The following is a 15094-nucleotide window of genomic DNA, read 5'->3' on the forward strand; positions in this document are numbered from 1 at the left end:
TAACAACAGCCAACTACAAATTATTGAACAAACTAAAAGCAATATCGGGACAATCACCCAATTTCCATAACTGCATTCATTACCTAAGCCTATGGAACGCTTTAATCCGATGGGAAACGGCTATTACTTCTTTCAATTACACTCTGCAGGAGAGCTATCTCGGGCACTTTTTCTCACTGAGATAACTGGGATATGCTTCCATTTCTAATATTGAAAATGCAAATGTCTACAACCATTAAGTATAGATGCTCACCACAAATTGCTTGCTGCCTACTAATATTGATAGCAATTTTTAAAATAAATCTAACGCAACCCATAACAGGGCAAAACAGTAAATCATGGTGGCTTGGCTAGGATTGAGATTTAAAAATAACAAAAACCGGTACTGTGCCGCCTCATTCAAAGTTGAATATGTCGCACTCGTTCTGTTGTACGGTGTTCAAAAAAGGCTTGAGTCTTGTCAAACTCAGTGTTGGAGACGAAACGACTAGCAGATAAAAAGCAGTCAAAGGAGGATTATGCCAACCCCTGCCCAAGTGGGGTAGCCCCCCGGCCATGATCAGCCAAAAACAGTCGCTTTATCCGCTCGCGGAGTTGTTCATTGAAACAATGAGCAACTCCGCGTTGATGGTTATCGATTTTAATATTAGTGGGCGGTATATCTCGGCTCATACCAGGCATAATTTATATCTGCATGATCTGAATAAGAATTACGGCTAACCAACTAAAAGCATTACGATTATAAGAAAACTTACTGACCACTTTGACCCCGTATTTTTACGTTACAACAGGATCAGCAGCTCAATTAAATATATTTATACTGCTCTCCAGCATTTTTCCTGCGCTGACACGGCGATTGCATCCAATACTTTTGAGACTTTCCAACCCTCTTCAAAATCCGGCCACATCCGATCTCCAGCAGCAATTCCGTTAATTAGATCACGAATCTCTACGGTTTTTTGATCGTTAAATCCTATGCCGTGCCCTGCACTGATACAAAATGCGGCATAGTCTGGATGCTGTGGCCCGGTAAGAATGGTTTTGAACCCTTGTCTGGCTTGTGGGTCATCATGACGATATAGCTGTAATTCAGCCATGCGCTCCTGAGAATAGCTAATTGTACCTTTGGTACCAGTGACAACATACGTCAGCCCCATTTTACGGCCACAAGCTATACGTGATGTTTCGATTGTGCCCATTGCACCATTGGCAAAACGCACCAAGGCACTGGCTTGGTCTTCATTTTCCACTGTTCTGAGCTGGGCAGGCTCCTTAGGGTCAGGCCGCTGTTTAATGATAGTCTGCATATCACCCGATACACTCGTGATATCACCAACCAGATAATGCGCCATATTAACAATGTGGGCCGCTAAATCCCCCAAAGCCCCCAAGCCCGCTTGTGCTTTAGTACAGTGCCAATCCAAAGGTGTCCGTGGGTCGGCCAGGTAGTCCTCATTGTGAGTACCGTAAAAATGGACAATCTCGCCAATCTCACCATTAGCGATGATTTCCCTTGCCAATTGACTGGTTGGATTTTTCATATAATTGAAACCCACCAGTGTTTTCACTCCTTTTGCCCGTGCAGCGTCAGCCATTTCTTTGGCATCCGCAGCATTAAGAGCCAGCGGTTTTTCTGAATAAACATGTTTACCGTGACTAATCGCTAACAGCGCCATCTCTTTGTGCAGGAAATTAGGTGCACATATATCCACGACATCAATATCAGGATCAGCAACCAGCGTCTTCCAATTTGCAGTAGAACGAGCAAAACCAAACTCAGTTGCACGCTGCTGCGCTAATTCAGGTGTAACCTCTGCCAACATCTCTAATACCAGTTGCCCTTTTAACGGAAAAACAGTTGAAACCTGTGCGTAAGCAATGGCATGACAGCGGCCAATATATCCAGTACCGATAAGGCCAATTCGAACTTTATTCATTCTATTCCCCTCGCCTGTTTATAGATCAAGCCCCAAAAAGAGGCTTTACTTATTCATGGTTATACGAAATTAAAATTTCATCATCAAGATAAAAATAGAACGAAAAACTCTTTTTGCGAGATACTACTAAGAAAGACTTTGGATTAATGAAACATTGCATAAACAGAAGGTAAATCCTTGTAGCAGGCTCACAAATGAAGATATCTAAACACCAGAAAAATGAACCATTCATTTATCAAATGCAATAAAGTGGATAATAAATTCCAACAAATGCGAAACGCTACGCATTAATAACAAAGCCGAGTTTCATTAGAAAAATTTCGTTATATAGTAGGTAGCACGAAGAAGCTATCGGCTGAACTGCCTCTTTATAACTTTGACAGGTAACTTGCCATGAATTCACCTTTTTTAGTTACGCCACAATGGTTGGCCGCACATATTAATGATGCCAACATGGTTATTCTGGATGCCAGAATGTCGCCTCCGGGCTTGGTGCCAAAACGAAATATTCAAGCTGAATTTGAGCTGGGTCATATCCCAGGTGCAACTTATTTTGATATCGACGCTGTAGCTGACCACAGCACCGAGCTTCCACATATGCTGCCCTCGCCCCAAGTATTCAGTGAGAAAGTGGGAAAATTGGGTATCAGCGAGCAGCAAACTTTAGTGATCTATGATGACGGCAACCTATTTTCTGCACCAAGAGTTTGGTGGATGCTCCGTACTTTCGGTGCAAAAAACGTGCATATACTGGCTGGTGGTTTAAACGGTTGGCAACAGGCTGGCTATGCCTTGGAAAGTGGTCAAACCAATCCTGCCTCGCAGGTTTTCAAAACTACATTTAATGCCGCAGCAGTCAAAAGTGTGAATGAAGTATTCGCTGTATTAGGTAACGACGAAGTGCAGATTCTTGATGCCCGACCAGCAGCCAGATTCAAGGCTCAGGAGCCTGAACCTCGCCCCGGCCTACGGCTGGGACGAATTCCTGGCAGCATTAATGTGCCGTGGGGGAGCATGGTCGAAAATGGTAATCTGAAGTCGCCGCAAGCGCTGGCAGATATTTTTGCCGCACAAGGAGTCGATTTAACTAAACCTATTATCACCAGCTGCGGTTCTGGGGTAACAGCAGCTGTGGTTACACTAGGTTTAGCTGCGTTAAATACGCCATCAGTGTCGCTCTATGACGGTTCTTGGGCTGAATGGGGTGCATCTGGCTCACTGCCAATAGAGGACACACAGCTCCCGTGATTTGGAACTCAATCACTACCAGATTGCGGATATTATCAAGACCTATATCGTTTCCACGCACTTTTTGGGCAATTTTTCTGCGGAACATCACTAGACTGCTATCCGCCAGTTCTGTGACAACACACATAAAACTGTTCAACCCACCAGGATAGCCATATCCCCCTGAGCGAAGAGTTTTTTGATAACAGCACTAATTTCCTTGATAACCGAGGATTGAATGTCCTCGGTTGGTTTATCCAGCATTAGCAGCCAAGGCTGGCAAGAAAATGCATAGCCAATTGCTGCTGGCTGGCAAAGATATCTCCGCCACAACGGGGTATTTCATTATTGGCAATCGTTTCGATAACCCACCATATCATGCCCCGCGACCACGAATGAATGCTTGCCTGTCTAGGGGTTAAATAGCCCTGCGGTATAGGCTGTCTTTACATCTGTCATACCTGCGATAAGTTCATCCAGTAACAACAAATATGGATGTGGACCTGCACCAGTAACATATCAATGTCAAGAAACAGCGCCTGCCCGTGATATATCAAACCAGCCTGACACAAACTCATATCACTTAAACGCAACATCAGGAATACTTTATCAATCTGAACCTGCTACTCACTATTTAGTTTTACACATAAACAGGCCCAGGCGGTTTTGGTATTTTAGCCAATTCAAGACCTTCTAGCACACTCAGCGTTTCAAATATCGTCGGTTTTTGAAATTTGCACTCAATACCCGCTTATGCAATTTCAATCGGACTCACAGTGAAAGGTCATGGTGTTGGTCATATAACTTCTTGCCAGTCTGTGGATGGGCCGCAATAGTGCAGATAACTATAATTGCGATGAAATAGAAAAATAGAATGCAGCAAGAGCTGCATATATTATATATAGGTGTCTGATGGAGTAAAAGATAGATATAAATGCAGACATTATATTAACGAAAAAGGAATGGCTCATTGCCACTCCTGTCTTATTATTAGTTACGCATTACTCATGTTATTGATATTACTTTTTAGGGCCACGGATGCGTAATGTCAGACCTTTCAAGAAATAACGTAGTACTTGATCACCACAAGGACGGAAGTTTTACTCCCCTCTTTGCGGAACAGCGCATTTAACTCAGGTTTGGATACTGGGAATTCAACGGCGTTGAAAACATCGTGCATATCAGTATCTTTTAGCTCAAATGCTACACGCAGTTTTTTCAACACGATGTTGTTGGTGATGACAGGTTCTACCGCAGGCGCGGGGAACTTATCATCTTTACCACGTCTGAAGAAAATTAGGCCATTAAGGAAATGCGCCATCACCAAATCGGGGCAATCCTGATAACCCGCTTCATCTTCTTTTTTAAGAAAATTAATGACATCCGCATTATCCACTTCAAAATCGGCCAGCTTAATAATTTCTGCTATTTTGGTATCGTTAACGTTAAGCATATAGCGAACACTGCGGAGTACATCGTTGTTGATCATATTACTGCCCTATTCCTATTATTTAGAGTAGACGCATGCGAATGTCGCAAGAAAAAAAGGCTTCTTTAACGTCTAGCGGGCAGTATTGTATAGATTTATGCCGATTTTCTCAATGTAAATCTGATAAATGACTAAAGTGCTAAACTTATCTAAATAAATACTTATAACAAGTAAAGCAGTGAAGGAAACATCAAATTAAGGTAATCGATATAATACTTATTCATTAGCATCATTAAATATTATCTTTAATACTATTAATAGGCTGATACAGTGTAATCTCTTCGCCAATTATATACTTTCTGCGCAATATAGCAGATACCTTGTCCATTACCATAACAATGGCAACCATAATCAATGTGATAAACATCACCACATCCCAATTCCATAGCCGCATATTCTCGGCATATACCAAACCGATCCCACCAGCGCCAACAAAGCCTAATACGGCTGCAGAACGAGTATTAGACTCTACTTGATAAAGGCTTAATGCTAAAAATGTGGGAAAAGATTGTGTAAAAATACCAAAGCGTTGTTTTTGCAGGGCGTTTGCTCCCATAGAGGTTAAACCACGATTAGGCGATTTATCAACAGCTTCATGACCTTCGGCATATAGTTTACCCAGCAATCCCATATCCTGCATGATGATTGCCAATACCCCCGCCAGTGGCCCCATCCCCACTGCTCGGACGAAAATCAAGCCCCAGATAGCCATGTCAATACCACGGAAGATATCGAGGAAACGGCGTACTATAAATGAAACAATACGCAACCTGGGGGTCGACATAACATTGCGCGCCGCCATGAATGACAGCGGTAAGGCAACAAGTGTGGCGGTTAATGTCCCAGCAAAAACAATTGCTAAGGTGATAAAAATCTGACCAAAATAGTATTTAAATGGCCAATTAACAAAATCATGCCAGACAAACATGCGCAAAAAATAACGACTTATTTGTTGGCTGCCATTGGCAAAGGTCTGCCAGGGTATACCGAATATCTTGAAGAAAAAAAGATAATACAAAATAATGCCTACAGTGACCGCGGTTACTAAACGGATATAGCGCCTTTGCTGCAAGAAAAGTTGCGGATATTGTTGTTTCATAGATAATACTTGTTCAGTTTTTAGGTGTTTAACCAACATTATGATGCTACTTCCACAACTCGTTTGCGCAACTTACCGGAGGTATAATCCAATAGTGAAACCACAATAATAATCAACAGTAAGGTCATACTAACTTGATCATAACGATCCAATTTTATAGATGTCATCAATTCCTGCCCTATCCCTCCAGCGCCAACCAAGCCTAAGATGGTTGACTGGCGAAAGTTTATTTCTAATCTCATAAAGCTATAAGAGAGGAATATAGGCTTGACCTGTGGCCAGAGTGCAAAACGCATTCGCTGCAACTTACCCGCACCACAAGCTGCTAATCCACGAACCGGTTTATCCGAAGCTGTTTCCAATGATTCATAAAATAGTTTAGTCAAGCTACCAATAGTGTGTAATGCCAAAGCCAGAAAGCCGGGAATAGCACCAATACCAAATGCCATAACAAACATCACCGCCCAAGCTAATTCTGGCATCGTGCGCAAAAAAGCGACAGAAGTGCGAATAAATAATCGCAATAAAGGAGGGCTACAAGTATTATTGGCGGCCATAAATGCCAGAACAACTGCTACCATTACCGATAAAATCGTCGATGCTACCGCCAGTTGCAGGGTTTCCCAAATTAAAGGTAATTGAATTGGCAACCGATATCCCCAATAAGCCAAAGAGCCTTCAGTATGGCCATCAGAAAATAAGCTATGCCAATGAAGCACTGGAATAGTTTCAGCCAGATAATCAAAAAAATGTGGGATAGAAATAAAAATAGTATGAAGATTAAACTCGGCAAGACTTCCTGCACCAAGATAAATAATTACCAGAGCCAGCGACCAAATCAAGGTTTCGCGCTTTTGCTTGCTACGAATGCGCTGGTAATAGTGGTTAAAGTCTGTATTCAAAATAAGTTACCACCTAAAAGCAATAGCTCTGGGTAACCAGAGCTATTTTGTTTTATCCAGTGGATCGATTTAACGATCGCCTTTGGTTAATTCGCGCTTCATATCGATAATCGTTTGATACTCACTAAGTGATGTGTCACCGATATGCTGTTTGCCTCCCATAGCTTTAATGAAACAGCCATGTTCTTCTTTATCCAACTTTTTCACTGCTGCGACTAACTGAGCTTTAAATTCAGGAGGTAATGCACTGCGAACTAAAATCGGGCCATTAGGAATTAATGGGGATTGCCAAATAATGCGGATCTGTTTCATTAAATCTGGGTGGTCCATACGGATCATGCGGGTAAATGCACCACTCGTATAACCAGTGTTATAGTCACCAATCATTGAAGCCCAGGTTACCGCACCTGCGAATTGGCCATTAATCACTCCCAGAATATCTTGCTCATGACCGCCCGAGAAAGTCACGCTGGAGAAGAAATTGTTGTATTTATTATCTGATGTTCCACCAAATTTTTGTTTGAAAATTTGGTTAGGAATTAAGAAACCCGACGTTGAGTCAGGATCAGCGAAACCAAACGCTTTGCCTTTCAAGTCTTCTATTTTTTGATACGGGCTATCTGCTTTGACAACAACAACAGAATGATATCCGCGCGACTGATCAGTATCGTCAATCGCAATACCGACAATATCAACAGCCTTAGGATCTTTAATATAAATAGATGCAAAAGAGGAAGGAGACATACTTAATACCAGATCAATTTTTCCGCCTAATATTCCTTGAATAACACCAGAATAATCAGAGGCATTATGTAAATTAGTCTTTACGTGCAACTCTTTTTCCAGAAAACTTTTGACACACTGATTATCCCCAATTTGCTGTGTCGCATTCTGCCCACCAAGAATTCCCAGATTAATTTCTTTTGGCATATCTGCTGCTGTAGCATTAAATATCATCATACTTGCCACTAATGAGGTAAGACAAAGTACTTTCTTCATTAAAATAACCTATTATGATAGAGGGATAAGTGGATATTAATACAAAAATTCAGCTGACTCATCGCTATAAACATTCTGAATAATTGTATCATTCAGCATTGAGGGGGGCCCATCAAAGACTATTCGCCCATGGGCAATACCAATAACCCGAGTACAATAGTCTTTCACTAAATTGACCGAATGTAAGTTCACCATCACGGCAATATCGTTTTCGCTTATTTTCTGTAACGTACTCATAATACGAATTGTATTCTTCGGATCAAGCGACGCCACAGGCTCATCTGCTAACAATATTTTGGGGTTTTGCATCATAGCGCGGCAAATAGCTACCCGCTGCATCTGACCACCAGAGAGATTCTCTGCCCGTTGTAATGCATGTGGTAACATATTCAACCATTGCAATAATTCGATTGCGCGAACTCGGTCTTGGTCTGCAAACATTTTGAAACAGGACTTGAGTGTCGAGGTATAACTTAGGCGACCTAATAAAACATTAGTAATAACATCAAGGCGAGGGACTAAACAGAAATCTTGAAATATCATACCGCATTTTGCACGCCATTTACGCATTTCTCTGGGCGTCAGCTCGGCAATATTTTGGATATCACCGTTGTCGTGATAATTAATAACCGCCCCAGAACTGCTTGGAATAGTACCATTTAAAATATGCAATAATGTTGATTTACCTGCCCCCGAACGGCCGATAATAGCAACAAATTCACCCGTATGAAGTTCAAAATTAATATCATCCAGAACTCGATGCTGAGATTTATATGCTTTAACCAATCCTTTAACGGCAAGTACCCTTTTACGCGGTTCTAGTGCCGCTGCCGGATAGTCGGCAGCAGTAAATTTACGTAATGCCTGGCCCATATCATGTCTCTCAGAAACCCGTGAACATGAGCCATTAACAGCTATTTTTATTGCATATTGATGATGGTTTTATGAGAAAAAGGTGACAAAATAGCCACCTCCCTCTTTGCATAATGCGCGATTATGCGTGATCTGAGATCACTGTTATTGCAAGAGATTGAAGAGTTAACTTCTCAGTTTTCGATAAGCAAACAACACAACCAACGAACCTATCACTGCTACGACAAAGCTACCGAAATTAAAACCGTCAACTTTGCCCATACCAAAGAATGTACTGATATAACCGCCGACCAATGCACCAACCACCCCAAGAATTACGGTCATAATAAATCCACCGCCATCCTCTCCGGGCATAATCCATTTAGCCAGAACACCAGCGATAAGACCAAAAATAATCCAAGATAGTATGCCCATAACTCCCTCCATAAATTAATATTTTTTGGCAGCTGATTTGATTATTCAGTAAGAATACACCACTCAAACTGCCACCTACATGATCAAGTTAAGACCCTAATAACAAAATCTGCAAATCAGACCAGTGTGACCAGAAATGGATTAAATAACAGCCTGACGCGGGGTGAAAATGTGATTAACACCATGTAACTTAAGTTTCTCCAGTAAATCATACCCCCCATTTGGCTCCCTATGTGCAAACTCCCGCTCGCTAGTAAAGACAGGGCTTGCCCAATATAAATTAACCGGATCACCCTGTTGCGGAGGCAATATAAGATGCTCTGCATCAGCATATAATATAGTCGATAAGATATAGCCCTCATAGCCTTGGGGAGCAACCTCTGACGCTAAAGTGTGGCCTTCACCCAACCAGGTAATTTTGCTCCAGGGAACATGCGCAAAGCCCGCCAGTGCGCTGGCCATATGTATCGCATTGTCTTCATTAACGTATTGACTATCGATGGCTATTGCCATCTCCATGCGCCGATATTGAGTTGCATCGTCATTAAATAATATTTCAACCCAAGGCTGTGGGCGAATACTAACCCCTAATGTCAGGAAATAATATATCCCATCTTTTTCATGCTGGGAGATAGCCATAGGGGGCCACTTCCCCTGATCAATAGCAAAATACTTCAATGAGGGGCCAAAGTGCTGCTCATAATATTGAATATATTCGAGCTGTAGTGCAGGCCACGGATTTCCCATCTCTTGTTGCCAGGTGCGCCAGAATTGCCTCGTTTGCTGTGCAAGCGCATATTGTTTGTTGGTTGAGGCCGACCCCAGTGGTAATGTTAGCGGATTATCTTTAATACAACTGGCAGAATAGTAAACTGAATGATCAATATATAAACTCCAACCGGGAATGATTGCCAGCAATTGCTCCTGATACCATAACGCGGCCCCATCATCACTTTCTGTCCAGATGATAGAAATAAGTTGCGGATCAAGTTCGGCCTCACCGGTAACATTTCGGCAAAACTCTGCCACCAATCGAGGTGCTAATCCTCGTTCTATTTCTGTATTATCCGCTGATTGTGGTGCTGCGACCAAATTTCGTACCCAACAAGCTCGGACAGGAAAACGTTCTTCAAATGCTTCCTGTGGATAGATATAGAAATACACAACACGCTGATCTTGTTGTACTACGGCTACCAATGTTTGGTTTTCGTTACTGACTTCGGCCAGTACTTCAGATTCTCTCATATCACCTCAACTGCTTCGGCAAAGGGTTTCAGGCGGAATGCGTTTATTGCCTGTCGCATAAATAGACTTATTAATTGAAACTTGTTATCTCATGCGAACAGTGTAAAACGTCTTATCCCTTTAAATCATCAGCAAAAGTCTCAAAAATTCGCTCAATAAATTTTAGCTCAGATATTGTGTATTTATATAGCTAATTCAATATGTTCCTACCGTATTAGAGACTAATCTTAGGATGTAGCCTAAATATTTTCCTCGAATCGTGGGTAGTCCACCATAGACTTTCACGTTAAAATGAAGATATTACTCTACGCAATATTGAAGGTTACATGGCATATATACCGAAGAATTACTCTCGATTGGAAAGCGGTTATCGGGAGAAGGCACTGAAGATCTTTCCGTGGGTGTGTGGTAAATGTTCGCGGGAGTTTGTTTATTCAAATCTACGTGAACTGACAGTTCACCATATTGACCACGATCACAGCAATAATCCTGAAGATGGCAGCAATTGGGAGATGTTATGTCTCTTTTGTCATGATCATGAACACTCCAAATATACTGAAGCAGATCTATATGGTTCGACAGTGATCGCCGGTGATGACGCGCAGGATGACCAAGGGGTTGCTACCCACAATCCATTCGCTAATTTGAAGTCTTTAATGAAAAAATAAATGACGCTGGCCGTGCCTTTGAATCACGGCCTTCAATAATCATTTGTTTTATATTTAGCCATATAAATTAAATACCTTATTAATCAGTCACATTATTAGATTTTACTCTATATCCTCTCGCTTTATGACCAAAATGCTTAGTGATGTATCTGAAAGATTTGCTAAGAATGATTGCAGATTTAATAATGTGATACTGTTCACAAAGCAAACGATTTCTCAGGAAACCCCTCGCTCCCTCATGTTTACTTCATGGCAGGAAAAATATTTACCTTTCTTATAAAGACGATTGTGGGTGCAAAACCCAAATACATGGTTAGCACCATAATCAGGAAGCCAAACCTATGAAGCCATTCAATGATGAAAAAACACAAACTTTTCTGGCCCAATTGCAGCATATTGTTGGAGCGCGCTACCTACTGAGCGGTGATCGCCAAACCGAGCGTTATCGTACCGGTTTTCGGTCCGGTTCAGGTGCTGCACTCGCCGTAGTATTTCCTTCAACGTTATTGCAACAATGGCAGATATTACAAGCGTGTGTGGCTGCGGATACCATTGTTATTATGCAAGCGGCGAATACCGGGCTAACGGAAGGTTCTACACCTAGCGGAAATGATTACGACCGACCCATTGTGATATTGAATACATTACGCCTCAATCAAATCCAATTGCTCAACGATGGTAAGCAAGTCATAGGTTTTCCTGGTAGCACACTGAATCAACTGGAAAAAAGATTAAAACCTTATGATCGTGAACCTCACTCCGTCATTGGTTCTTCCTGCATTGGTGCATCTGTCGTTGGGGGAATATGTAATAACTCAGGGGGGTCACTGGTACAGCGCGGCCCGGCTTACACCGAAATGGCGCTGTACGCACAAATTGATGAACAAGGTGAGTTGCAACTCATCAATCATTTAGGCATTAGCTTAGGCATTACGCCAGAAGAGATCCTGGTGCGACTGGAACAGGGAAAATATCATGCCAGTGATATTGAGCATGACTCACAGCAAGCCTCAGACCATGAATATGCTACTCGGGTGAGGGATATTGATGCCCCAACACCATCGCGTTTTAACGCCGATCCCCGGCGTTTATTCGAAGCATCGGGCTGTGCCGGGAAATTAGCTGTTTTCGCTGTACGGCTGGATACTTTCCCCAGAGAGAAGCGACAGCAAGTATTTTATATCGGGACGAATCAAACTCAGGTTTTGACTGAATTACGCCGTACTATTTTACGTGACTTCAAGCATTTGCCGGTCGCTGGCGAATATATGCATCGTGATATTTTTGATATTGCAGAAGTGTACGGTAAAGATACGTTTATTATGATCAATAGTATGGGTACCAATAACATACCTCGCTTCTTCACTTTAAAAGGTAAAATTGATGCCCGTCTCAGTAAAGTTCCTTTTCTGGTCGACAATCTGACAGACAGAGTAATGCAAGGCTTTAGTCAGATTCTCCCCAACCATTTACCAAAGCGTCTTAAGACTTATCGTAATAAATATGAACATCACCTGATGCTAAAAATGTCCGGGGAGGGTATCGCGGAAGCACAGCAATTTTTGCGCGATTTTTTCGCGACCGCAGAAGGTAATTTTATTACCTGCACCACAGATGAAGGCAAAAAAGCTTTCTTACATCGTTTTGCCGCCGCAGGTGCAGCGGTGCGTTATCACGCAGTACATGCAGATAAAGTAGAAGACATTCTGGCACTGGATATTGCGCTACGACGTAATGAGGAGGATTGGTTCGAGACACTGCCTACAGAAATTGATAATTGCCTGGTGGCAAAACTCTATTATGGTCATTTTCTGTGTCACGTTTTTCATCAAGATTATATTGTTAAAAAAGGCGTCGATACTCACGCATTAAAACAAAAAATGTTAGCGCTGTTGAATGATAAAGGGGCGGAATACCCAGCAGAACACAATGTAGGTCATCTCTATCTGGCAAAACCTGCGCTAAAAATGTTTTATCAACAGATAGATCCAACTAATAGTTTTAATCCGGGCATTGGTCAAACCTCAAAACTCAAACACTGGCAGTACAAAGAGTGATAAAACCATAAGGACTAAATAGGATTAGGTATTATCTGAATTCTGCTCTGTAACCACCAAATTTGTGTCAGACAAACTATAGTCATATTACGTAGGTTGATTTCAATACTGAGTCTGGGAGAACAATATGAGGATTATACTGTGGATTATTGCCATAATTTTTATTGTTGGCTTACTGACAATAACCGGTGTGTTTAAATTAATTTTTTAGTACTTATCAAAGAGAGATAAGCGGTCACCTACAACCTGCGTAATTTGCAATTTCAAGCACAAATTCCGCAAGTTAATAGCTATATATCCTCTTATTCTGATACTTGAGCTAAACGCCCCTGAGCATCTTTCTGCTGGCGATAACTTTTAGCAGCCCCTGGAATAGGGGCTGCTTTGCCTGTTTCCATCCAACTACGCAAGCGATTAGCATCGGCAAAATGGGTATATTTACCAAAAGCATCCAACACCACTAAGGCAACGGGGCGATTACCAATGACCGTTCGCATCGCCAAGCAGTGACCAGCCTGATTGGTAAAGCCGGTTTTGGTGAGTTGAATGTTCCATTTATCGTTGTAAACCAAATGGTTAGTATTACGGAATGGCAATGTATAATTCGGTTCACGGAAGGTCGCCATTTTCTCAGTGGTCGTACTCAGCTGACCAATCAGTGGGTATTGTTTGCTCGCCATCAGCATTTTAGTTAAGTCTCGTGCTGTCGAAACATTATTAATCGACAGACCAGTTGGCTCGACATAACGTGTGTGGGTCATACCAAGTGACTTAGCTTTAGCATTCATCGCTTTTATAAATGCGTTATAGCCCCCCGGATAGTGATGTGCCAGGCTGGCCGCGGCACGGTTTTCAGACGACATCAACGCCAATAACAGCATATCTTTACGGCTGATTTCACTGTTCACCCTAACCCGTGAAAATACACCTTTTAATTCTTTAGTTTGATGAATATCTACTGAAATAACCTCATCAAGCGGTAATTTGGCATCCAGAACAACCATCGCCGTCATCAGTTTGGTTATCGAGGCAATCGGCACCACTTCATCAATATTATTGGCATAAATGACTTTATTAGTTTGTAAATCAACCACCATCGCACTGCCGGATGCCAGTTCCAAAGGCGCTTTCCCTTTGGCAACTGCCGTTCCTCCACTGGCAGTTGCTAAAGGAACAACACTGATACCGGTGGATAAAAGCAAAAAACTCAATAGTGCAAAACGGATTTTTACATGCATGTTAGTCAGCTTAAATAGGTTATCGGGAGTGATTATGGTTGGTTCGGCGCATTATAAATTACAGCAATATTCTGCGCACCACACATTCTTAAAATCATTGTTACAAAGATTAAAGCCGATCCTATTTCGCTCAATGGTAAACACTGCCGTCTATTTTGAAAGATAGTGTTCGTTGATAAAATAGTCAAAATATAGAATGTATAAATCTAAACCTACTCTCAATGAGGTTAAAAAAGATACCTGACCGATTAGAAATTGCCCTATAATTAATGATATAAATTCTCAAATAAAAACCAGCCTAGGAGGTAAATATGGGAACAACAATTTTTGGTATTCTCTTTGGTGTGTTTCTTATTGCCGCAGGTCTGGCTGACATTCATGATGAAAACTTGGCATCACTGACATTTTGGGTCGATGCATTACTGATTTTAGTCGGCGCAGTATTCCTGCTTGGTATTGCCAAATTTATTGGCCGCAAAAGAAAATAACCACAGGTTATTAAAATAGTCGCTGGTGGTTACCATAAAAGGTGCAGAACGCACCTTTTTACGACCAGCTAAGCGATTTGTGTTAAATCTAGCGGCTAAATTATGTCAAATCTGTCATTACTCACGGGCTATCTCAAAGTCAATAGTCAAGCCGGTGACATCAATTAAAGGTGGTTGATATGGCGGTTGGGTCAATTGACATCCATTTTAACTAGCCATCACCTTGTACGTCTCTGGATGTCATCAGATTGCTAACCTGTGCTTGTATAACCACCTCACCTAACGAGTAAATCTATTTAAAATGCCAGCACACTATAAACATAGTACTTAAATCAGACCCAAAAGATAACCATGATCACTTTAAGATATACTTAGAGTCTGAAATTTATTATGAATATAAATGATCTATTATTTCTAAGAATAAAACACCGTTAGTTATTGGTTATTAGTTATTGGTT

The 15094-nt window shown here is 41.6% G+C and carries 13 protein-coding genes and 2 pseudogenes; 5 read left to right on the forward strand and 10 right to left on the reverse strand.

The genetic code is table 11. From position 1 onward, the window contains the following. Nucleotides 1–815: 815 nt before the first annotated feature. Complete coding sequence (locus YALDO0001_RS02095; protein WP_004699486.1) at nt 816–1937, reverse strand: Gfo/Idh/MocA family protein; 1122 nt, start codon at nt 1935–1937, stop codon at nt 816–818. 393 nt (nt 1938–2330) lie between these two features. Here YALDO0001_RS02095 and sseA point away from each other — a divergent pair, with 393 nt between their 5' ends. Beyond that, nucleotides 2331–3185, forward strand: a complete 855-nt coding sequence (gene sseA, locus YALDO0001_RS02100) for a 3-mercaptopyruvate sulfurtransferase (RefSeq protein WP_004699487.1) — start codon at nt 2331–2333, stop codon at nt 3183–3185. Between the two features lie 393 nt (nt 3186–3578). On the opposite strand, the pseudogene YALDO0001_RS21685 reads toward sseA, so the two are convergent. The 8 genes and pseudogenes from YALDO0001_RS21685 to YALDO0001_RS02140 all read right to left on the reverse strand — a co-directional run. After that, nucleotides 3579–3983: pseudogene (locus YALDO0001_RS21685) on the reverse strand (P-loop NTPase family protein); the annotation flags it as partial. Between the two features lie 200 nt (nt 3984–4183). Continuing rightward, nucleotides 4184–4653, reverse strand: a pseudogene (locus YALDO0001_RS02110) (YehS family protein). 232 nt (nt 4654–4885) lie between these two features. Further along, entirely contained in the window at nt 4886–5791 is a 906-nt protein-coding gene (gene phnE, locus YALDO0001_RS02115; RefSeq protein ID WP_004699491.1) for a phosphonate ABC transporter, permease protein PhnE, read from the reverse strand. After that, a complete protein-coding gene (gene phnE / locus YALDO0001_RS02120; RefSeq protein ID WP_042839276.1) occupies nt 5791–6654 on the reverse strand; it encodes a phosphonate ABC transporter, permease protein PhnE in 864 nt (287 codons plus the stop codon). The genes phnE (YALDO0001_RS02115) and phnE (YALDO0001_RS02120) overlap by 1 nt, the downstream gene beginning before the upstream one ends. 69 nt (nt 6655–6723) lie before the next feature. Then, the gene (phnD, locus tag YALDO0001_RS02125) at nt 6724–7653 is read right to left on the reverse strand and encodes a phosphonate ABC transporter substrate-binding protein (RefSeq protein ID WP_042839277.1); all 930 of its coding nucleotides are present in this window, start codon (nt 7651–7653) and stop codon (nt 6724–6726) included. A 36-nt stretch (nt 7654–7689) separates the two neighbouring features. Continuing rightward, nucleotides 7690–8526: a phosphonate ABC transporter ATP-binding protein gene (phnC, locus tag YALDO0001_RS02130; protein WP_004699493.1), complete on the reverse strand. Its 837-nt coding sequence runs from the start codon at nt 8524–8526 to the stop codon at nt 7690–7692. Between the two features lie 165 nt (nt 8527–8691). Next, complete coding sequence (locus tag YALDO0001_RS02135) at nt 8692–8940, reverse strand: GlsB/YeaQ/YmgE family stress response membrane protein (RefSeq protein ID WP_004699494.1); 249 nt, start codon at nt 8938–8940, stop codon at nt 8692–8694. A 141-nt stretch (nt 8941–9081) separates the two neighbouring features. Continuing rightward, nucleotides 9082–10185, reverse strand: coding sequence for a suppressor of fused domain protein (locus YALDO0001_RS02140; protein WP_004699495.1), 1104 nt, complete (start codon nt 10183–10185; stop codon nt 9082–9084). 326 nt (nt 10186–10511) lie between these two features. On the opposite strand from YALDO0001_RS02140, the gene yajD reads away from it, so the two are divergent. From yajD to YALDO0001_RS22625, 3 genes are all read left to right on the forward strand, one after another. Then, entirely contained in the window at nt 10512–10853 is a 342-nt protein-coding gene (yajD, locus tag YALDO0001_RS02145) for an HNH nuclease YajD (RefSeq protein WP_042548261.1), read from the forward strand. Between the two features lie 341 nt (nt 10854–11194). After that, nucleotides 11195–12910 carry a D-lactate dehydrogenase gene (dld, locus tag YALDO0001_RS02150; RefSeq protein ID WP_004699497.1) on the forward strand — a complete coding sequence of 572 codons (1716 nt, stop codon included), beginning with the start codon at nt 11195–11197 and terminating at the stop codon, nt 12908–12910. A gap of 127 nt (nt 12911–13037) precedes the next feature. Beyond that, nucleotides 13038–13121 (forward strand): small membrane protein YohP, encoded by an 84-nt coding sequence (locus tag YALDO0001_RS22625; protein WP_086016797.1) that lies wholly within the window; start codon nt 13038–13040, stop codon nt 13119–13121. A 91-nt stretch (nt 13122–13212) separates the two neighbouring features. On the opposite strand, the gene pbpG is transcribed toward YALDO0001_RS22625, so the two are convergent. Then, nucleotides 13213–14148, reverse strand: coding sequence for a D-alanyl-D-alanine endopeptidase (pbpG, locus tag YALDO0001_RS02155; RefSeq protein WP_004699498.1), 936 nt, complete (start codon nt 14146–14148; stop codon nt 13213–13215). A gap of 311 nt (nt 14149–14459) precedes the next feature. On the opposite strand from pbpG, the gene YALDO0001_RS20610 reads away from it, so the two are divergent. Beyond that, nucleotides 14460–14636 carry a hypothetical protein gene (locus YALDO0001_RS20610; protein WP_004699499.1) on the forward strand — a complete coding sequence of 59 codons (177 nt, stop codon included), beginning with the start codon at nt 14460–14462 and terminating at the stop codon, nt 14634–14636. Nucleotides 14637–15094: the final 458 nt, after the last annotated feature.

It is taken from the genome of Yersinia aldovae ATCC 35236, assembly GCF_000173735.1.
Lineage (GTDB): Bacteria > Pseudomonadota > Gammaproteobacteria > Enterobacterales > Enterobacteriaceae > Yersinia > Yersinia aldovae.

Excerpts from the sequence above, each read along its gene's own strand:
- dld (WP_004699497.1), top strand. The coding sequence starts at position 11,195 with ATGAAGCCATTCAATGATGAAAAAACACAAACTTTTCTGGCCCAATTG.
- YALDO0001_RS02140 (WP_004699495.1), bottom strand. The coding sequence starts at position 10,185 with ATGAGAGAATCTGAAGTACTGGCCGAAGTCAGTAACGAAAACCAAACA.
- phnE (WP_004699491.1), bottom strand. The coding sequence starts at position 5,791 with ATGTTGGTTAAACACCTAAAAACTGAACAAGTATTATCTATGAAACAA.
- phnD (WP_042839277.1), bottom strand. The coding sequence starts at position 7,653 with ATGAAGAAAGTACTTTGTCTTACCTCATTAGTGGCAAGTATGATGATA.
- phnC (WP_004699493.1), bottom strand. The coding sequence starts at position 8,526 with ATGGGCCAGGCATTACGTAAATTTACTGCTGCCGACTATCCGGCAGCG.
- pbpG (WP_004699498.1), bottom strand. The coding sequence starts at position 14,148 with ATGCATGTAAAAATCCGTTTTGCACTATTGAGTTTTTTGCTTTTATCC.
- YALDO0001_RS20610 (WP_004699499.1), top strand. The coding sequence starts at position 14,460 with ATGGGAACAACAATTTTTGGTATTCTCTTTGGTGTGTTTCTTATTGCC.
- YALDO0001_RS02095 (WP_004699486.1), bottom strand. The coding sequence starts at position 1,937 with ATGAATAAAGTTCGAATTGGCCTTATCGGTACTGGATATATTGGCCGC.
- sseA (WP_004699487.1), top strand. The coding sequence starts at position 2,331 with ATGAATTCACCTTTTTTAGTTACGCCACAATGGTTGGCCGCACATATT.
- YALDO0001_RS02135 (WP_004699494.1), bottom strand. The coding sequence starts at position 8,940 with ATGGGCATACTATCTTGGATTATTTTTGGTCTTATCGCTGGTGTTCTG.
- YALDO0001_RS22625 (WP_086016797.1), top strand. The coding sequence starts at position 13,038 with ATGAGGATTATACTGTGGATTATTGCCATAATTTTTATTGTTGGCTTA.
- yajD (WP_042548261.1), top strand. The coding sequence starts at position 10,512 with ATGGCATATATACCGAAGAATTACTCTCGATTGGAAAGCGGTTATCGG.